Raw genomic sequence first — 19,450 nt, 5'->3', positions numbered from 1 at the left:
TCTTAGAGAGGAGAACACCATGAGCCAATTACGTCAGCCATTCAGTGAACTGAGCCCGGAAGTCTATAAAGGGCTGGTACAGGCCAGCATCGCGCTGGAGAAAAGCGAGCTGGGCAGCGCCCTGGTAGAGCTGGTTTATTTACGCGTCTCGCAGATCAACGGCTGCGCCTTCTGCCTTGAGAAGCACAGCCAGGCGCTGCGCAAGGGCGGTATGGCGCAAAGCAAACTGGATGCCCTGGCGGGCTGGCGGGTAAGCGCCCACTTCACACCTGGCGAACGCGCAGCGCTGGCGTGGGCCGAGTCGGTCACCGACATTGCCGCCAGCCATGCGGAAGATGACGTTTACCTGCCGCTGCGCGAACATTTTACCCCGCGTCAGATAAGCGATCTGACCTTAGCCATCAGCCTGATGAACGCTTTCAACCGACTCGCCGTCGCCATGCGTCTGTAGTTCCGCACAGCCTTCCCCCTCCTCCGCCGAATTGTCCCGGCGGGGGATTTCCTTGCTAAAAACGCTATATATTGAGTGGTTGAACTTTCAAACAACTACATCTAGTATTTCCTTATCGAATAACCCACAACGTTCGACGCTGCGTTTAGCGCCGTGCTGTTATCTTAAATGGAAATACGAATCATGCGCATTATTATTTACACTCGAAATGACTGCGTGCAGTGCCATGCCACACGGCGAGCCATGGAGAGCCGAGGACTGGCCTTTGAAATGGTGAACGTCGACCAGCAGCCGGATGCAGCTGACACCCTGCGCGAGCAGGGATTTCGCCAGCTGCCGGTGGTGATCGCCGGTGAGCTACGCTGGAGCGGCTTCCGCCCGGATATGATCAATCGCCTGCGCCCCTCCGTCACGGCGGCCAGCGCATGAGCCTCATCGTCTACTTCTCCAGCCGTTCGGAGAATACCCATCGCTTTGTGCAGCGCCTGGGGCTGCCGGCGGTGCGCATTCCGCTGAACGAGCGCGAACATCTCCAGGTAGACGAACCCTATATTCTCATCGTTCCCAGCTATGGCGGCGGCGGTACGGCCGGCGCGGTACCGCGTCAGGCGATCCGCTTTTTAAACGACGTGCATAACCGCCAGCTGATCCGCGGGGTGATTGCCGCTGGCAATCGCAACTTTGGCGACGCCTGGGGGCGTGCCGGGGAGGTCATCGCGCAAAAATGCGCCGTGCCCTATCTCTACCGCTTCGAGCTGATGGGAACCCCCGACGATATCGACAACGTGCGTAAAGGAGTCAGCGAATTTTGGCAACGACAACCGCAGAACGTATAACCGCCGCGGCGGATTTTCACGCCCTCAACGCGATGCTGAATTTGTACGACAGCGAGGGTCGCATACCGTTTGAGAAAGATCGCCAGGCGGTGGAGGTCTTTATGACCGCCCAGATACAGCCCAACACCCTCACCTTTGCCAGCCAGGAGGATAAACTCACCTGGCTCGTCCGCGAGGGCTATTACGATCCGCAGGTGCTGGCCGGCTATGACCGCGGGTTTGTGCTGGCGTTGTTCGCCCATGCCCGGCGCGCCGCGTTTCGCTTTCAGACCTTCCTCGGCGCCTGGAAGTTCTATACCAGCTACGCGCTGAAGACCTTTGACGGCAAGCACTACCTCGAGGATTTTGCCGATCGCTGCGTAATGGTGGCGCTGACGCTGGCCCAGAGGGATGAGCAGCAGGCGCGGCAGCTAATGGAAGAGATGCTCAGCGGCCGCTTCCAGCCCGCGACCCCCACCTTCCTCAACGCCGGCAAGCAGCAGCGCGGGGAGCTGATCTCCTGCTTCCTGTTGCGCATTGAAGATAATATGGAGTCCATCGGCCGAGCGGTTAACTCGGCGCTGCAGCTGTCGAAGCGCGGCGGCGGCGTGGCCTTTTTACTCTCCAACCTGCGCGAGGCCGGGGCGCCGATCAAGCGTATCGAAAACCAGTCCTCCGGGGTGGTGCCGGTGATGAAGATGCTGGAGGACGCCTTCTCCTATGCCAACCAGCTTGGCGCCCGCCAGGGGGCGGGAGCGGTCTGGCTGCATGCGCACCATCCCGATATTTTGCGCTTCCTCGATACCCGGCGTGAGAATGCCGATGAGAAAATCCGCATCAAAACCTTGTCGCTGGGAGTGGTGATCCCCGATATCACCTTCCAGCTGGCAAAAGAAGACGCGCAGATGGCCCTGTTCTCGCCGTATGACGTCGAGCGGCTGTACGGTAAACCCTTCGCCGACTGCGCCATCGGCGATCTCTATCCGCAGCTGGTGGCCGACGAACGGGTCCGCAAGCGCTGGATCCGCGCCCGCGACCTTTTCCAGCGCCTGGCGGAGATCCAGTTTGAGTCCGGCTATCCGTACATCATGTTTGAAGATACCGTCAATCGCGCCAATCCGGTGGCCGGACGGATCACCATGAGCAATCTGTGTTCGGAAATTCTGCAGGTCAGTACGCCATCCACCTATGATGAGAACCTCAGTTACGCCCATATCGGCGAGGATATCTCCTGCAACCTCGGCTCGCTGAACATCGCCCATACCATGGACTCGCCGGATTTTGCCCGCACTATCGCCACCGCGGTGCGCGCCCTGACCGCGGTATCCGATATGAGCGACATACAGTCGGTTCCCTCGGTGGCGGCCGGCAATGCGGCCTCCCACGCCATCGGCCTGGGGCAGATGAATCTGCACGGCTACCTGGCGCGAGAAGGGATTGCCTACGGCAGTCCGGAGGGGCTGGACTTCACCAATATCTATTTTTACACCGTGACCTGGCATGCCCTGCACACCTCGATGCTGCTGGCCCGCGAGCGCGGCCAGCGCTTCGCTGGCTTCGAACAGTCACGCTACGCCAGCGGGGCGTACTTCGACAAATATCTGCAGGAGGAGTGGCAGCCGAAAACCGAACGGGTGCGCGCACTGTTCGCCCGCGCCGGTATCCCCCTGCCCGACCGGGAAAGCTGGCGCCAGCTGCGCGACGATGTCATGCGCTATGGCATCTATAACCGTTATCTGCAGGCGGTGCCGCCCACCGGGTCGATCTCGTACATCAACCATGCCACCTCCAGCATTCATCCGATCGTCTCGAAGATTGAGATCCGCAAAGAGGGGAAGACCGGGCGGGTGTACTACCCCGCGCCGTTTATGAATAACGACAATCTGGCCCTTTATCAGGATGCGTACGAGATAGGGCCCCAGAAGATCATTGACACCTACGCCGAGGCGACGCGCCACGTCGATCAGGGGCTGTCGTTGACGCTGTTCTTCCCGGATACCGCCACCACCCGCGATATCAACAAGGCGCAAATCTACGCCTGGAAGAAAGGCATTAAGACCCTCTACTACATCCGTCTGCGCCAGCTGGCGCTGGAAGGCACTGAAATTGAAGGCTGCGTGTCCTGCGCACTGTAAGGAGAACAGGATGACCCATTTAACGCGCATCAGCGCTATCAACTGGAACCGCATTGATGACGACAAAGATCTTGAGGTCTGGAATCGTCTCACCAGCAACTTCTGGCTACCGGAGAAAGTGCCGCTGTCAAACGACATTCCCGCCTGGCAAACCCTCAGCGCGGCGGAGCAGCAGTTGACCATTCGCGTCTTCACCGGGCTGACGCTGCTCGACACCATTCAGAACACGGTCGGCGCGCCGGCGCTGATGGCGGACGCGCTGACCCCGCATGAGGAGGCGGTGCTGTCGAACATCAGCTTTATGGAAGCGGTTCATGCCCGCTCTTACAGCTCCATTTTTTCCACGCTGTGCCACAGCAAAGAGGTGGATGCCGCCTTCGCCTGGAGTGAAAGCTGCGAACCCCTGCAGCGCAAGGCGCAACTGATGCTGGGCTACTATCAGGCCGACGAGCCGCTGAAGAAAAAAATCGCCAGCGTGTTCCTCGAATCCTTTCTCTTCTACTCCGGCTTCTGGCTGCCAATGCACTTCTCCAGCCGGGGAAAACTGACCAATACCGCGGATCTGATCCGTCTGATCATTCGCGATGAAGCGGTACATGGCTATTACATTGGCTACAAGTATCAGAAAGGACTGGAGATCGTCAGCCCCGGAAAGCGCGAAGAACTGAAAAATTTCGCCCTCGATCTGCTGATGGATCTTTACAACAACGAGCTGGCCTACAGTCGGGAACTGTACGGCGAGAGCGGCTGGTTTGACGACGTCAGCGCTTTCCTGTGCTACAACGCCAACAAAGCGCTGATGAACCTCGGTTATGAAGCGCTGTTTCCGGCGGAGATGGCAGCGGTTAACCCGGCGATCCTCGCCGCGCTGTCGCCTAACGCCGATGAAAACCACGACTTTTTCTCCGGCTCCGGCTCCTCGTACGTGATAGGCAAAACGGAAGAAACCGCCGACGACGATTGGGACTTTTAACCGTACTTTCACCAGGAATATGGCGGACTGGTTCCTGGTGATCTATTTCGCAGAAAAGTGGGTTCATCTGCCAAATATTCTCTCCATCGCATAACCGTCATCACTCCGTCATATTTAACAGAAAACTGGTCCATTTCAGTCGAATTATCCAGAGATAATCAAAAAATATTACCCACAACAAATTGACGCTCAGCCCTTATATCACGGGGGCTGCGCCGCTCTGTCCCTCACGCCCTTTTGCCGAGAGTTTGCCATTGAGGGTTGTCACAGAATCTGAGTATGTTAGGGTGTAAAAAGATCATAATCACCATCGGGTATCGTATCGCAATAAACAAATAACAGGAACTTCTCTATTGCATGGCAATTAAATTAGAAATTAAAAATCTTTATAAGATATTTGGCGAGCACCCAAACCGGGCTTTCAAATATATTGAGAAAGGACTCAACAAAGCGCAAATACTGGAAAAAACGGGGCTGTCGCTTGGCGTCAAAGACGCCAGTCTGGCCATTGAAGAAGGCGAGATATTCGTCATCATGGGGCTCTCCGGCTCGGGGAAATCCACCATGGTTCGCCTTCTCAATCGCCTGATTGAACCCACCCGCGGCCAGGTGCTGATTGACGGAGTCGATATCGCCAAAATGTCGGACGCCGAGCTGCGCGAGGTGCGTCGCAAGAAAATTGCGATGGTATTTCAGTCCTTTGCGCTGATGCCACACATGAGCGTGCTCGACAACACGGCGTTTGGCATGGCGCTGGCCGGCGTCCCGACCGCCGAACGAGAACAAAAAGCGCGGGAGGCGCTGCGGCAGGTGGGGCTGGAGAATTATGCCCACGCCTGGCCGGATGAACTCTCCGGCGGGATGCGTCAGCGCGTCGGTTTAGCTCGCGCGCTGGCGATTAATCCCGATATTCTGTTAATGGATGAAGCCTTCTCCGCGCTCGACCCGCTCATTCGCACCGAAATGCAGGATGAGCTCATCAAATTACAGGCTAAGCATCAACGCACTATCGTCTTTATTTCCCATGACCTTGATGAAGCCATGCGAATTGGCGATCGCATTGCCATTATGCAAAATGGCGAAGTGGTCCAGGTCGGTACGCCGGATGAAATACTGAATAATCCGGCCAATGATTATGTGCGCACCTTCTTCCGCGGCGTGGATATTAGCCAGGTCTTCAGCGCCAAAGATATTGCCCGCCGCAGCCCGGTTGGATTGATTCGTAAAACCCCAGGTTTTGGCCCCCGCTCCGCGCTGAAATTATTACAGGATGAAGACCGGGAATATGGCTATGTCATCGAACGCGGAAATCGCTTTGTCGGGATTGTCTCGATCGATTCTCTGAAAACCGCGCTCAGCGTCGGCCAGGGGATCGAGGCGGCGCTGATTGACGCCCCGCTGGCGGTGGAGGCGCAAACGCCGCTCAGCGATCTGCTCTCCCACGTCGGCCACGCCCCGTGCGCCGTCCCGGTGGTGGATGAAGAACAACAATACATTGGCATCATTTCCAAACGAATGCTGCTCCAGGCTTTAGATCGCGAGGGGGTGAATCATGGCTGATCAAACTAATCCGTGGGACAGCGCCCCGGCAACCGACAGCGCTGCGCAGGCCGCCGATGCCTGGGGTGGCGCCTCTACTGCCGCGCCGGCCAACGGCGGCGGCGCCGACTGGCTGCACAGCGCGCCCGCGCCGCAGCCGGAATCGTTCAACATCATGGACCCGTTCCATAAAACGCTGATCCCGCTCGACAGCTGGGTCACCCACGCTATCGACTGGATCGTGCTGCACTTCCGTCCGCTATTCCAGGGGATCCGCGTGCCGATCGACTACATCCTCAGCGCCTTCCAGCAGCTGTTGTTGGGGATGCCAGCGCCGGTGGCGATTATCGTCTTCGCGCTGATCGCCTGGCAGATCTCCAGCCTCGGCATGGGGGTCGCCACCCTGGTTTCGCTGATTGCCATCGGCGCTATCGGCGCCTGGTCGCAGGCGATGGTCACCCTGGCGCTGGTCCTCACCGCCCTGCTGTTCTGCATGGTTATCGGCCTGCCGCTGGGTATTTGGCTGGCGCGCAGCCCGCGGGCGGCAAAAATTATCCGCCCGCTGCTCGATGCCATGCAGACCACGCCGGCCTTCGTCTACCTGGTGCCGATCGTGATGCTGTTCGGCATCGGCAACGTGCCCGGCGTGGTAGTGACGATTATCTTCGCCTTGCCGCCGATCGTCCGCCTGACAATTCTCGGGATAAACCAGGTGCCCGCGGATCTGATCGAAGCGTCGCGCTCGTTTGGCGCCAGCCCGCGCCAGCTGTTGTTTAAGGTTCAGCTGCCGCTGGCGATGCCCACCATCATGGCCGGGGTAAACCAGACGCTGATGCTGGCCCTGTCGATGGTGGTGATCGCCTCGATGATTGCCGTCGGCGGTCTTGGCCAGATGGTGCTGCGCGGCATCGGCCGCCTGGATATGGGTCTCGCCACCGTCGGCGGCGTAGGGATCGTGATCCTCGCGATTATTCTTGACCGCCTCACCCAGGCCGTCGGTCGCGACGCCCGCAGTCGCGGCAACCGCCGCTGGTACACCACCGGCCCACTGGGGCTTATCACTCGCCCTTTCTGTCGATAAGTCGATAACAGCGCCGCTCCCCGGCACCAGCCGAGGCCGGGGGGTCGCTCTTCCCGTTAAACAATAAGAGGAACCACCATGCGACATCGTACGATGATGGCCACCGCCGCCTTTGCCACCCTGATCGCCACCAGCACCTTCGCCGCCGACCTGCCGGGCAAAGGGATTACCGTGAAGCCTGCCCAGAGCACTATTTCGGAAGAGACCTTCCAGACCCTGCTGGTCAGTCGCGCGCTGGAGAAGCTTGGCTACACCGTCGAGAAACCGAGCGAAGTGGACTATAACGTTGCCTATACCTCGATTGCCGCCGGGGATACCACCTTTATCGCCACCAACTGGCAGCCGCTGCACGATGACATGTACGCCGCGGCGGGCGGTGATAACAAATTCTATCGTAAAGGGGTGTATGTCTCAGGTGCCGCCCAGGGCTATCTGATCGATAAAAAAACCGCCGAGCAGTACCACATCACCTCCATCGATCAGCTTAAAGATCCGCAGATCGCCAAACTGTTTGATACCAATAACGACGGTAAAGCGGATCTCACCGGCTGTACGCCAGGCTGGGGCTGCGAAGCGGTGATTAACCACCAGATTGACGCCTATGGCCTGAGCAAAACCGTCACCCATAACCAGGGCAACTACGCGGCGATGATGGCTGACACCATCGCCCGCTATAAAGAGGGTAAACCGGTGCTCTACTACACCTGGACGCCGTACTGGGTCAGCGACGTGCTGAAACCTGGCAAAGACGTCGTCTGGCTGCAGGTGCCGTTCTCCTCCCTGCCGGGCGAGCAGAAAAACATCGACACCAAACTGGCCAACGGCGCCAACTATGGCTTCCCGGTGAACACGATGCACATCGTCGCCAACAAAGCCTGGGCCGAGAAAAATCCGGCCGCCGCCACCCTGTTTAGCGTCATGAAGCTGCCGATCGCCGACATCAACGCCGAGAATGCGATGATGCACGAAGGCCATGCTTCCGAAGCCGACATTAACGGTCATGTCGATGGCTGGATCAAAGCCCACCAGCCGCTGTTCGACAGCTGGGTGAAAGCGGCGCTCGCCGCGCAGCAGTAACCCTGCCTCCCGGATAAGGCGCTCCGTCTTATCCGGGCTCCCTTTCCCTCGTTGCTCGCAGCACAGAGTATGGAAAAGCGGATTCCAGGAATTTCCATAGTGTTAAGGCGCGTCGCGCTCTGTTAAGGTGGACCCATCGGTCAATTTGTCACCTTCACATGGATCCAGCGATAAGTTATTCATATGGAAAACCCCGCGCCCTTAACCTGTGCCTTACCTGAACGTGTCGCCACCGTCGGCGAAGGCATCAAAGACAGTCTCCCCATCGTTATCAGCTACCTGCCGGTGGCTTTCGCCTTCGGACTGAACGCCACCCGGCTGGGATTCACCCCGCTGGAAAGCCTGTTTTTCTCCTGCATTATTTACGCCGGCGCCAGCCAGTTTGTGATCACCGCCATGCTGGCCGCCGGCAGTTCGCTGTGGGTCGCCGCCCTGACGGTGATGGCGATGGATGTCCGCCACGTGCTGTATGGTCCCTCATTGCGCAGCCGCATTCGCTCAGCGCTGGATAAAAAGAAAACCGCCCTCTGGGCCTTCGGCCTGACCGATGAGGTTTTCGCCGCGGCCACCGCCAGGCTGGTTCGCGATAACCGCCGCTGGAGCGAAAACTGGATGCTCGGTCTCGCTTTTACTTCCTGGGCATCGTGGGTGTGCGGCACGCTGGCCGGCGCCTGGTCCGGTAACGGCCTGCTGGTGGATTATCCCGCGGTGGAGGCCGCGCTCGGCTTTATGCTGCCGGCGCTGTTTATGAGCTTCCTGCTGGCCTCATTCCAGCGCCAGCAGTCACTCTGCGTCACGGCAGCCCTGGCGGGCGCGCTGGGTGGCATTTTGTTATTTTCCATTCCGGCGGCGATCCTCGCCGGGATTGTCTGCGGGTGTCTGACGGCGCTGGTCCAGGCCATGCTTAAGGGGATGCCGGATGAACAGTGAAGTCCTTCTGCTCGGGGTGATAGTCGGCAGCGTGAATTATCTGTTTCGCTATCTTCCCCTGCGCCTGCGCGCCGGCCATGCCCGGCCTGCCCGCCGTGGCCCGGTCAGCGTGCTGCTGGATACCATCGGCATCGCCTCGATTTGCGCGCTGCTGGTGGTCTCCAGCGTGCCGGAGATCCTCGCCGATGCCCATCGCCTGGCGCCGACGCTGATCGGCTTCCTGGTGCTGGGGGCCGCCTTCAGGAAAACCCGCAGCATTATTGTCCCGACGCTGCTGTCGGCGTTGGCCTACGGTCTGGCATGGAAAATCACCAGCGGACTCTAAGCTTTACGTATCAATTTTAGTCAATAATTCATTTGATTTATTTGTCACAATAGTTATTATATCGGCTGTAATTAATGAGGTCATACCCAAATGGATAGTTCGTTTACTCCCATTGAGCAAATGCTCAAATTCCGCGCCAGCCGCCATGAAGATTTCCCGTTCCAGGAGATCCTGTTAACTCGTCTTTGCATGCATATGCAAGGTAAGCTGCTGGAAAATCGCAATAAAATGCTCAAAGCGCAGGGAATTAACGAGACATTATTTATGGCGCTGATTACGCTGGAGTCACAGGAAAACCACAGCATCCAGCCGTCCGAGCTGAGTTGCGCGCTGGGCTCGTCGCGTACCAACGCCACCCGTATCGCTGATGAACTGGAAAAACGCGGCTGGATTGAACGTCGCGAGAGCGATAACGATCGCCGCTGTCTGCATCTGCAACTGACCGAAAAGGGCCATCAGTTTTTGCGTGAAGTCCTGCCACCGCAGCATAACTGCCTGCATCAGCTGTGGTCTTCACTCAGCACCAGCGAAAAAGATCAGCTCGAACATATCACCCGCAAACTCCTGAGCCGCCTTGACCAGATGGAAGAAGAAGGCGTGCTGGCGGACTCTCTACGCTAAGGGCGGCGTCGCTCAGCCCATTTTTACGTTGCAAGGAAAACAGCCAGGCCAGCAGATCTCTGCTGGCCTTTCTGATAAACAGGTCGGCTCAGCCGATGTGAAATAATAAGATCGTGGAGAATAACATGAGCGCAAATGCGGAGAGCCAAACCCCGCAGCAACCAGGCAGCAAAAAAGGAAAGCGCAAAGGCGCACTCCTGTTGCTGACATTGCTCTTTATTATTATTGCCGTGGCATATGGGATTTACTGGTTTCTGGTACTGCGTCATTACGAAGAGACCGACGATGCCTACGTGGCAGGGAACCAGGTACAAATTATGGCCCAGGTCTCAGGCAGCGTGACCAAAGTCTGGGCTGACAACACGGACTACGTGCAGAAAGGCGATCCGCTGGTGACGCTCGATCAGACCGATGCCCAGCAGGCGTTTGAGAAAGCCAAAACGCAGCTGGCCGCCAGCGTGCGTCAAACCCGTCAGCAGATGATCAACAGCAAGCAGTTGCAGGCGAATATTGACGTCAAAAAGACCGCCCTCGCCCAGGCGCAGGCTGACCTGAATCGCCGCATCCCGCTGGGCGCCGCGAACCTGATCGGCCGCGAAGAGTTGCAGCACGCCCGCGATACCGTCGCCAGCGCGCAGGCCGAACTCGACGTGGCAATCCAGCAATACAACGCCAACCAGGCGATCGTGCTGGGCACCAAACTGGAACAGCAGCCGGCGGTGCTGCAGGCGGCCACCGAAGTGCGTAACGCCTGGCTGGCCCTGCAGCGTACGCAAATCGTCAGCCCGATTAGCGGCTACGTTTCCCGTCGCTCGGTACAGCCTGGGGCGCAGATCGGCACCACCACGCCGCTGATGGCGGTGGTCCCGGCGACCAACCTGTGGATCGACGCCAACTTTAAAGAGACCCAGCTGGCGCACATGCGCATCGGCCAGCCGGCCACCGTGATCAGCGACATCTATGGCGATGACGTGAAATACACCGGCAAAGTGGTCGGCCTGGATATGGGCACCGGCAGCGCCTTCTCCCTGCTGCCGGCGCAGAACGCCACCGGTAACTGGATCAAAGTGGTACAGCGCCTGCCGGTCCGTATCGAGCTGGATGAAAAACAGCTGGCGGAACACCCGCTGCGCATCGGCCTCTCCACGCTGGTGGAGGTCAACACCACCGATCGCGATGGCGAAATGCTGGCCAGCCAGGTGCGAAGCTCCCCGGTTTACGAGAGCAATGCCCGCGAAATCGCGCTTGAGCCGGTTAATAAACTGATCGACGAGATCATTCAGGCCAACGCCGGATAATTCGGGGTGAGCGTAATGCAACAGCAAAAACCGCTCGAAGGCGCGCAACTGGTCATTATGACCATTGCGCTGTCGCTGGCGACGTTCATGCAGGTGCTGGACTCCACGATCGCCAACGTGGCGATCCCAACCATTGCCGGTAACCTTGGCTCGTCGCTGAGCCAGGGGACGTGGGTCATCACCTCGTTCGGGGTGGCCAACGCCATCTCCATCCCCATTACCGGCTGGCTGGCGAAGCGCGTCGGCGAGGTGAAGCTCTTCGTCTGGTCGACGGTGGCATTCGCTATCGCCTCCTGGGCCTGTGGGGTGTCGAACAGCCTGACGATGCTGATTTTCTTCCGCGTCATTCAGGGGATCGTCGCCGGTCCGCTGATCCCGCTGTCGCAGAGCCTGTTGCTCAGCAACTACCCACCGGCGAAGCGTTCTATTGCGCTGGCGCTGTGGTCAATGACCGTGATCGTCGCGCCGATCTGTGGCCCGATTCTCGGCGGCTATATCAGCGATAACTACCACTGGGGCTGGATCTTCTTCATCAACGTGCCGATTGGTATCGCAGTGGTGATCATGACGCTGCAAACCCTGCGCGGGCGCGAAACCCGTACCGAACAGCGACGTATCGACGGCGTCGGGCTGGCGTTGCTGATTATCGGTATCGGTAGCCTGCAGGTGATGCTCGACCGCGGTAAAGAGCTCGACTGGTTCGCTTCCAACGAGATTATCATCCTGACCATCGTGGCGGTGGTGGCGATAAGCTTCCTGATTGTCTGGGAGCTGACTGACGATAACCCGATAGTCGACCTGTCGCTGTTTAAGTCGCGCAACTTCACCATCGGCTGTTTGTGTATCAGCCTGGCCTATATGCTCTACTTCGGCGCTATCGTGCTGCTGCCGCAGCTGTTGCAGGAGGTCTACGGCTACACCGCTACCTGGGCCGGTTTGGCGTCGGCGCCGGTGGGGGTGATCCCGGTCATTCTGTCGCCGATTATTGGCCGCTTTGCCCATAAGCTCGATATGCGTCGGCTGGTCACCTTCAGCTTTATTATGTATGCCGTCTGCTTCTACTGGCGCGCGTGGACCTTTGAACCGGGTATGGACTTTGGTGCATCGGCGTGGCCGCAGTTTATCCAGGGCTTCGCGGTGGCTTGTTTCTTCATGCCATTGACCACCATCACCCTCTCCGGCCTGCCGCCGGAGCGGCTGGCGGCGGCGTCGAGCTTGTCAAACTTTACCCGAACTCTGGCCGGCTCCATCGGGACCTCGATCACCACCACCATGTGGACCAACCGTGAGGCGCTGCACCATGCGCAGCTCACCGAGTCGGTGACGCCGTTCAACCCCAACGCCCAGCAGATGTACGATCAGCTGCAGGGCATGGGAATGACCCAGCAGCAGGCTTCCGGCTGGATAGCGCAGCAGATAACCAACCAGGGGTTGATTATCTCCGCCAACGAAATCTTCTGGGTTTCGGCGGGGATCTTTATTCTTCTGCTCAGCCTGGTGTGGTTCGCCAGGCCGCCATTCAGTGCCGGCGGCGGCGGCGGGGGCGCACACTAAGCATCAGACTAAGGGACCTGCGGGTCCCTTTTTTATGGCGTCAGATTGTCCAATTCTCGCTAGTTTCTGTCTCGTTTGCGAAAGCTCGCCACCCGGTGCTCGGGCAGGATAAAGGCTGACCATTAAGGAGAACACTATGCTGAGCCATCCTGCTGAAAAGTACCGTCCCTATCCGCCGATTGCCCTGCCCGACCGCCGCTGGCCCGACCGGCAAATCAGCCACGCCCCGCGCTGGCTGTCGACCGACCTGCGCGACGGCAACCAGGCGCTGGCGGAGCCCATGGACAGCGCCCGCAAACTGCAGTTCTGGGATCTGCTGCTGGAGTGCGGTTTTAAAGAGATTGAGGTCGCCTTCCCTTCCGCTTCGCAAACCGATTTCAACTTCGTCCGCCAGCTGATCGACGAGCAGCGCATCCCGGAAGATGTCACCATCCAGGTGCTGACCCAGGCGCGGGATCCGCTGATCCTGCGCACCTTTGAGGCACTGCGCGGCGCCCGCCAGGCCACCGTCCACCTCTACAATGCCACCGCGCCGCTGTTTCGCGAGCTGGTCTTCGGGATGGATAAAGCCGAAGTGATCGCCCTGGCGACCCGCGCCACCCGACTTATCCGCCAGCAGTGCGAACAACAGCCGGAGACCCGCTGGCAATACGAATACTCACCAGAGACCTTCTGCTTTACCGAACCCGAGTTTGCCCTTGAGATTTGCGAGGCGGTGGCGGACGTCTGGCAGCCCTGCGCCGAACGGCCGATGATCGTCAATCTGCCGGCGACGGTGGAAGTGAACACCCCCAACGTCTATGCCGATCAGATCGAGTATTTTTGCCGCCACTTCTCCCGCCGCGGCGAGGTCTGCATCAGCGTGCACCCGCACAACGACCGCGGGACCGGTGTCGCCAGCGCCGAGCTGGCGGTGATGGCCGGCGCCGATCGGGTGGAAGGCTGCCTGTTTGGCAATGGCGAACGCACCGGCAACGTCTGCCTGGTGACGCTGGCCATGAATCTCTACAGCCAGGGCATCGACCCTGAGCTTCGCTTCGAGCAGATGAACCGGGTGGTGGAGGTGGTGGAAAACTGCAACCAGATCCCCGTTCACCCACGCCACCCGTGGGCGGGAAGTCTGGCTTATACCGCCTTCTCCGGCTCCCATCAGGATGCCATCAAAAAAGGGTTTGATGCCCGTCAGCCAGGCGATCCGTGGCAGATGCCCTACCTGCCCATTGACCCACAGGATATTGGCTGTAGCTATGAGGCGGTGATCCGCGTCAACAGCCAGTCGGGAAAAAGCGGCAGCGCCTGGCTTATCGAACAAAACCATGGTCTCAAGCTGCCCCGCGGGCTGCAGCAGGACTTCAGTCAGCATGTACAGCAGGTGACCGATAGCGACGGCAAAGAGATGACCCACCACGCGCTGTGGCAGCTGTTCCGCACGCGCTACGGCCTGCTGGCGCAGCCCGCGCTGACGCTGCTTGATTATCAGAGCGCCAGCCAACAGGATGGCCAGCTTTCGCTGCAGGCGACGCTGCGACACCACGGCGAAACCCGACGCCTGCAGGGCCAGGGCAACGGCCTGCTGTCGGCCGCCGCCAGCGGCCTCAGCGCGCTGCTCAGACAACCGTTTATGATCAAGGACTACCATGAGCATACCCTTGGCGCGCGCAGCGACAGTCGGTCGGTCGCCTATATCCGCTGCGTTTTTCCACAAGGTGAAAGCTACTGGGGAGTGGGTATTGATAATGACGTGGCGCGCGCTTCGCTGCAGGCATTGTGCAATGCGATCAGCGTCGCCGATCAGGTCGGAGGGCGAAAATAGTCGCTGGGAGCAACGCCCATCACCCGACGAAACATGGCGCTGAAGGCGCTGTGGCTGCCGTAGCCCAGCTCCAGCGCCACCCGCAGCACGGAGTGACCCTGCGCCAGGCGAATCAGCGCTTCCATTAGCTTCGCCCGGCGCACCCACTCGCTCCACGTCAGGCTAGTCTGCTGCTGAAAATGGCGGTTAAGGGTTCGCTCACTCATGTTGCACACCTTTGCCGCCTGGCCGCTGCTCCAGGTTTCACCCGGCGCCTCGCGTACCTGCTGGCACAGCCGACGCAGTGTGTCACTTTGCGGTTCCGGCAGGCCAAACGGCAGGATCGCCATCCCGCGGATCTCATCGAGGATCAGCTCATAAATCCGTTCGTCACGGCTGGCGGGGGCATAGCACTCGGCCAGTCCCAGGGATGAGACGATCAGTTCCCGCAGCAGCGGCGTGATCTGTACGATCTGGCAACCCGCCGGAAGATCGGCGCGCGCCAGCGGATCGATAAACAGGGTGCGCGCCGCCACGTTGCCGGTCATACGCAGCGCGTGCGGCGTTCCCGCCGGCAGCCAGACGCCGCGCCCGGGCGGCACCACCCAGTAACCTGCCGGTGTCGCGACCCGCACCACGCCGCTTAAAATATGCAGCAACTGGGCGCAGTCATGCTGATGCCAGTCTTCCTGGTCACCGTGGGCATAATCATGGGCAAAAGGCACCAGCGGGCGGTGCTGAAAGGAGAAAGTCGTGGTGGTCGTCATGGCGGCGTCAGGAGAGCGGCCCGGCGACAGGCGTCGGGCCGTGGCGGAAGCACTAGATGTGCAGTTCCTGCAGTTTTTCTTTCGGCAGCGCCAGTTCGTCGTTGCTGTTGATGCGCACATCGCGCTCAATGATATGACGAGCGATGTCCTGGGCCTCTTCCAGCGAGTGCATGGTATAGGTTCCGCACTGGTAGACGTTGAGCTCCGGGATCTGGTTCTGATCTTTCACCTTCAGCACATCGGCCATCGCCGCTTTCCAGGCGTCAGCGACGCGCTGCTCATCTGGCGTACCAATCAGGCTCATGTAGAACCCGGTGCGGCAGCCCATCGGCGAAATGTCGATAATTTCCACGCCATTCCCGTTCAGGTGATCGCGCATAAAGCCCGCGAACAGGTGCTCCAGGGTGTGGATACCGCGTTCCGGCATCACTTCCTGGTTCGGCACGCAGAAGCGCAGATCGAAAACGGTGATTTCATCGCCATGCGGCGTGTTCATTTTCTTCGCGACACGCACCGCTGGGGCTTCCATTCGGGTATGGTCGACTGTGAAACTATCTAACAACGGCATTCGTCACCTCCGGGAGTGATTTTTTTTAAAATAAAATGAACTCTTTGTTCAGCCGCGAGTCTCAGTATATGAAAGACGCGCATTTATTATCATCATCATCCCTGAATCAGAGATGAAAGTTTGGCCACATTGATGTGGCCTTTTTCTTTTGTATCGTCAGCGGCTACGCGTGTCGTGCCAGCAGCGCTTCGAACGGCTCACTGTCTTCCGCTTCCACTTTCTTCTGCCGCGCCACCGATGCCTCGCGCTCGGCGATGAAATCGGCTTCGCTCAGGATCTCCAGCGGCTCTTCCCGCAGCTGCGTCCGATAGCGATCCGCCAATTCACGGCCAGTGCCGCCAATCCCTTCTTCAATCATAGAACGCAGAATGCGGGCTGAGAAGGTTAATTCCGGATCGTCAAAGCAGGCCAGCAGCTCGTCGCAGACCTGCTGATATGCCAGGCCACCATGGATACTGTCAAGGGTCTGCGCCACGCGGCGTAAATCGCGGAACAGATCTTTGCCCACCTGAGCCAGCGGGAACTGCGCGCTTTCGCAGCCAATCCCCAGCGTTAAGCCCGGCTTACGCCCTTCCAGAATCACCCGATTCCAGTTGGTGCGAGTGCACAGCAGCTCATCGCTGCTCATCTCCGGCGCGTCGGCCAGCGCGCACCAGACCATAAACAGATCGAGGAAACGCACCTGCTGGGCGTCAACGCCGATCGGCGAGAACGGGTTGATATCCAGCGAACGCACTTCAATGTACTCAATGCCGCCGCGCAGCAGCGCATCGGACGGGGTTTCGCCCCGACGGGTCACGCGTTTCGGACGGATCGGCGCATAGAGTTCGTTTTCAATCTGCAGGATATTGCTGTTGATCTGCAGATACTTGCCGTCTTTCTGCAGCCCGATTTTAGCGTACTCTTCCGACGGCGTTTTAATCGCCCGCTTCAATCCTGCCACATACTCATGCAGATCGTTAAACGTAATTCCGAGATTGCTTTGCGACTTATTGGTATAACCGAGGTCGCTGAGGCGCAGCGAGGTGGCGTACGGCAGGTAGTACATACCGTTACCCGCTTCCTCAAAAGGCAGCGTCGTCGGTTTCCCTTGCAGGAACGAGGAGCAAATCGCCGGCGAGGCGCCGAACAGATAAGGGATCACCCAGCCAAAACGATAGTAGTTACGAATCGAGCGGAAATAGCCCGCCGAGATAGCTTCTTTACCGCTTTCGACGTCTTCCACGCCACACTTCGCCTGCCAGAACGCCATCGGCAGCGAGAAGTTATAGTGCACGCCGGAGATAGTCTGCATCAACGCGCCATAGCGGTTCTTCAGCCCCTCGCGATACAGCGTTTTCAGACGCCCCACGTTTGAGGTGCCGTACTGCGCCAGCTCAATATCCTGACCGGGAGCGATATAGCATGGCATACTCAGCGGCCACATTCGCTCGTCGCCCAGCTGACGCGCGGTATAGCGATGGACATCGCGCATAAAGGTCAGCATATGCTCAATATCGCCATCCACCGGCGTAATGAACTCGAGTAAAGCTTCGGCAAAATCGGTGGTAATCCATTTATGCGTCAGCGCTGAGCCTAACGCCAGAGGGTGACCGGTCGTTGCAAGGGTGCCGTCTGCGTTCACGCGCAGCGTTTCCCGCTCCAGACCACGTTGAATACCCTGCAGAGCCTGCGGATGTTTTTCCAGCCAGGCCAGCGCCTGTGATACGTCCGGGATCAATTTGACCTCCCGCCTGTCGAAATCGTTTGAATAAGCATAATTGTAATGGATGAACTATCAGTCCAATTAGTGCCACCACGTCATACCCTGAAGCGTCGCTGCTGCAATAACGATATAGCGCAGCGCCTTACCAAGGCATAAGAAAAAGAGTACCGGTCCCCAGGAAATGCGCATCCATCCCGCCAGCAAACACAGTAAATCGCCGACAACCGGCGCCCAGCTCAGTAAGAGCGTGACCGCGCCGTAGCGCTTAAGCCAGCCAGCCGCCCGCTCCTGCCAGCGCGAGGTTTTGCGCAGGGGAAACAAGCGCCCCAGAATAACGTTAGTTACCCCTCCAAGGCTATTGCCGATTGTTGCTATTAATACTAACCACCATGGATGACTGACCCCTGCAAGTAGCATAGCCACCAGCACAACCTCCGAATTACCGGGAAGCAGCGTGGCGCTTAAAAAGCTACTGGCAAACAGCGAGGTGAGTGACAGCGCGTCGCTCACAGCAAACGCACGTCAACAGCGTCCATGCCTGCACGCTTCGCCGCTTGCAGACCAAAGTCGGCATCTTCGAAGACCACGCATTTTTCCGGCGCGACGCCCATGCGCTCGGCGCACAGCAGGAAGGTATCGGGCGCGGGTTTATGGTTGACCACATGATCGGCCGCCACCACCGCAGAGAAGTAATGACGCAGGCCCAGGTGCGCCAGCAGCGCCTCGGCGACGGCGCTTTCGCTGCCGGTACCCACCGACATCGGGCGACGACCATGCCACGCCTTGACCACCTCAATTAGCGGCAACGGGCGTACGCTGTCCAGCAGCATCGCCTTAACCGCCTGGGTTTTTTCCTGCGCCAGGCGATGTGGATCGAGATCCGCCTGGTTGAGTTCAATAATCGCCTGGGCAATCCGCCAGGTTGGTGAGCCATTGAGCGCGACCATCGCCTGTTCGTCGAAACGCATACCGTAGCGGCCCAACACCTCGTTCCATGCCTGCCGATGGGTCGGCTCGGTATCGAGAATGGTGCCATCCATATCAAAGATCAGTCCTGCGTAACCTTCGTACATTGTCTTCTCACCAACCGGTTAATGAATAGTTACTCTATCGCAAAAGCCCGTCGTTGTCGCGGCCAGCGGCTCAAACGACAAAGGCGCCCTCAGGCGCCTTCAGGCATAAACCGGGTAGTGGGTCTTATTTAATACGCAGATCGTTCTCGACCATACGCACGCCCTGCACCCGACGGGTGACTTCCACCGCACGTTTAGCGCTTTCCGCAGAGGAGACAAACCCGCTCAACTGCACGCGGCCTTTAAAGGTCTGGACGCTGATTTCTGAGGACTTGATATCTTTATCGTTAAAGAGCGCCGTTTTCACCTTAGTGGTCACCACGGTATCGTCAATGTAACCGCCGGTGCTTTCTTTGGTGGACGAACCGGCACAGCCAGTAAGGGCCGTCGCCACCAGCAGCGTCGCGCAAAAAGCAGGTATTGCTTTGAACCATTTCATGGATTTCTCTCCTTGCATTTAACTCAGCCTGATAACGCTGATATACAAGGATAAATTATAGTGGAAAGCGCGGCTTGCCAATAAAAAAGTCAGTATGAAACCGGTGATGGAAAACGAGGTTATAGGGATGGTGAGGAGAGAGTAAAGAGTGAAGATGGTGCATCCGGGAGGATGACTCGGCTAAGCCTCGCCCTTCGGGCCGTTGCTTACGCAACGTTATCCTTCCTGGTGCTGACGATAATTTCGCAGACCATGCAACAACATCGTCGCTGCTACTAAGGAGAATATGGTGCATCCGGGAGGATTC

20 protein-coding genes are annotated in these 19,450 nt (G+C 58.6%); 14 read left to right on the top strand and 6 right to left on the bottom strand.

From position 1 onward, the window contains the following. Nucleotides 1-19: 19 nt before the first annotated feature. The 14 genes from HMPREF3142_RS15485 to leuA all read left to right on the top strand — a co-directional run bounded on the left by HMPREF3142_RS15485 (nt 20) and on the right by leuA (nt 14,612). Nucleotides 20-451: a carboxymuconolactone decarboxylase family protein gene (locus HMPREF3142_RS15485; RefSeq protein WP_012540797.1), complete on the top strand. Its 432-nt coding sequence runs from the start codon at nt 20-22 to the stop codon at nt 449-451. Between the two features lie 183 nt (nt 452-634). Beyond that, nucleotides 635-880, top strand: coding sequence for a glutaredoxin-like protein NrdH (gene nrdH, locus HMPREF3142_RS15480; RefSeq protein ID WP_012540796.1), 246 nt, complete (start codon nt 635-637; stop codon nt 878-880). Next, entirely contained in the window at nt 877-1,287 is a 411-nt protein-coding gene (gene nrdI, locus HMPREF3142_RS15475; protein WP_008806136.1) for a class Ib ribonucleoside-diphosphate reductase assembly flavoprotein NrdI, read from the top strand. The genes nrdH and nrdI overlap by 4 nt, the downstream gene beginning before the upstream one ends. Continuing rightward, nucleotides 1,260-3,401: a class 1b ribonucleoside-diphosphate reductase subunit alpha gene (gene nrdE, locus HMPREF3142_RS15470; RefSeq protein WP_070612203.1), complete on the top strand. Its 2,142-nt coding sequence runs from the start codon at nt 1,260-1,262 to the stop codon at nt 3,399-3,401. The genes nrdI and nrdE overlap by 28 nt, the downstream gene beginning before the upstream one ends. A gap of 10 nt (nt 3,402-3,411) precedes the next feature. Next, nucleotides 3,412-4,374 carry a class 1b ribonucleoside-diphosphate reductase subunit beta gene (gene nrdF, locus HMPREF3142_RS15465; protein ID WP_070612202.1) on the top strand — a complete coding sequence of 321 codons (963 nt, stop codon included), beginning with the start codon at nt 3,412-3,414 and terminating at the stop codon, nt 4,372-4,374. A gap of 357 nt (nt 4,375-4,731) precedes the next feature. Further along, nucleotides 4,732-5,934 carry a glycine betaine/L-proline ABC transporter ATP-binding protein ProV gene (gene proV, locus HMPREF3142_RS15460; RefSeq protein WP_008806139.1) on the top strand — a complete coding sequence of 401 codons (1,203 nt, stop codon included), beginning with the start codon at nt 4,732-4,734 and terminating at the stop codon, nt 5,932-5,934. Then, nucleotides 5,927-6,994, top strand: coding sequence for a glycine betaine/L-proline ABC transporter permease ProW (proW, locus tag HMPREF3142_RS15455; RefSeq protein ID WP_008806140.1), 1,068 nt, complete (start codon nt 5,927-5,929; stop codon nt 6,992-6,994). The genes proV and proW overlap by 8 nt, the downstream gene beginning before the upstream one ends. Before the next feature lie 78 nt (nt 6,995-7,072). Beyond that, nucleotides 7,073-8,071, top strand: coding sequence for a glycine betaine/L-proline ABC transporter substrate-binding protein ProX (gene proX / locus HMPREF3142_RS15450; protein WP_008806141.1), 999 nt, complete (start codon nt 7,073-7,075; stop codon nt 8,069-8,071). A gap of 183 nt (nt 8,072-8,254) precedes the next feature. After that, nucleotides 8,255-9,001, top strand: a complete 747-nt coding sequence (locus HMPREF3142_RS15445; protein ID WP_008806142.1) for an AzlC family ABC transporter permease — start codon at nt 8,255-8,257, stop codon at nt 8,999-9,001. Further along, nucleotides 8,991-9,326 (top strand): L-valine transporter subunit YgaH, encoded by a 336-nt coding sequence (gene ygaH, locus HMPREF3142_RS15440; protein WP_064171176.1) that lies wholly within the window; start codon nt 8,991-8,993, stop codon nt 9,324-9,326. Before HMPREF3142_RS15445 ends, ygaH begins: the two co-directional genes overlap by 11 nt. Before the next feature lie 90 nt (nt 9,327-9,416). After that, complete coding sequence (gene mprA / locus HMPREF3142_RS15435; RefSeq protein WP_002914337.1) at nt 9,417-9,947, top strand: transcriptional repressor MprA; 531 nt, start codon at nt 9,417-9,419, stop codon at nt 9,945-9,947. Between the two features lie 125 nt (nt 9,948-10,072). After that, nucleotides 10,073-11,245 carry a multidrug efflux MFS transporter periplasmic adaptor subunit EmrA gene (gene emrA / locus HMPREF3142_RS15430; RefSeq protein ID WP_008806144.1) on the top strand — a complete coding sequence of 391 codons (1,173 nt, stop codon included), beginning with the start codon at nt 10,073-10,075 and terminating at the stop codon, nt 11,243-11,245. A 15-nt stretch (nt 11,246-11,260) separates the two neighbouring features. Next, on the top strand, nt 11,261-12,799 hold the full coding sequence (gene emrB / locus HMPREF3142_RS15425; RefSeq protein ID WP_008806145.1) for a multidrug efflux MFS transporter permease subunit EmrB: 1,539 nt from the start codon (nt 11,261-11,263) through the stop codon (nt 12,797-12,799). A 136-nt stretch (nt 12,800-12,935) separates the two neighbouring features. Continuing rightward, a complete protein-coding gene (gene leuA, locus HMPREF3142_RS15420; RefSeq protein WP_012967376.1) occupies nt 12,936-14,612 on the top strand; it encodes a 2-isopropylmalate synthase in 1,677 nt (558 codons plus the stop codon). On the opposite strand, the gene HMPREF3142_RS15415 is transcribed toward leuA, so the two are convergent. From HMPREF3142_RS15415 to HMPREF3142_RS15390, 6 genes are all read right to left on the bottom strand, one after another. Next, nucleotides 14,591-15,358: an AraC family transcriptional regulator gene (locus HMPREF3142_RS15415; protein ID WP_070612201.1), complete on the bottom strand. Its 768-nt coding sequence runs from the start codon at nt 15,356-15,358 to the stop codon at nt 14,591-14,593. The two genes, leuA and HMPREF3142_RS15415, sit on opposite strands and share 22 nt — an antisense overlap. 52 nt (nt 15,359-15,410) lie before the next feature. Next, nucleotides 15,411-15,926, bottom strand: a complete 516-nt coding sequence (gene luxS, locus HMPREF3142_RS15410; RefSeq protein ID WP_002914351.1) for an S-ribosylhomocysteine lyase — start codon at nt 15,924-15,926, stop codon at nt 15,411-15,413. Nucleotides 15,927-16,089: 163 nt separating this feature from the next. Continuing rightward, nucleotides 16,090-17,646: a glutamate--cysteine ligase gene (gene gshA / locus HMPREF3142_RS15405; RefSeq protein ID WP_070612200.1), complete on the bottom strand. Its 1,557-nt coding sequence runs from the start codon at nt 17,644-17,646 to the stop codon at nt 16,090-16,092. Nucleotides 17,647-17,712: 66 nt separating this feature from the next. Next, nucleotides 17,713-18,141 (bottom strand): YqaA family protein, encoded by a 429-nt coding sequence (locus tag HMPREF3142_RS15400; RefSeq protein ID WP_008806149.1) that lies wholly within the window; start codon nt 18,139-18,141, stop codon nt 17,713-17,715. Further along, on the bottom strand, nt 18,138-18,704 hold the full coding sequence (gene yqaB, locus HMPREF3142_RS15395) for a fructose-1-phosphate/6-phosphogluconate phosphatase (RefSeq protein ID WP_004174701.1): 567 nt from the start codon (nt 18,702-18,704) through the stop codon (nt 18,138-18,140). The genes HMPREF3142_RS15400 and yqaB overlap by 4 nt, the downstream gene beginning before the upstream one ends. Before the next feature lie 124 nt (nt 18,705-18,828). Beyond that, complete coding sequence (locus HMPREF3142_RS15390) at nt 18,829-19,143, bottom strand: BON domain-containing protein (protein ID WP_008806150.1); 315 nt, start codon at nt 19,141-19,143, stop codon at nt 18,829-18,831. Nucleotides 19,144-19,450 lie beyond the last annotated feature (307 nt).

Origin of the sequence: Klebsiella sp. HMSC16C06, from assembly GCF_001808325.1 — a bacterium.
Lineage (GTDB): Bacteria > Pseudomonadota > Gammaproteobacteria > Enterobacterales > Enterobacteriaceae > Klebsiella > Klebsiella variicola.
Note: the sequence above shows the minus strand (reverse complement) of the source record. Positions and strands in the feature narration are given on the sequence as shown.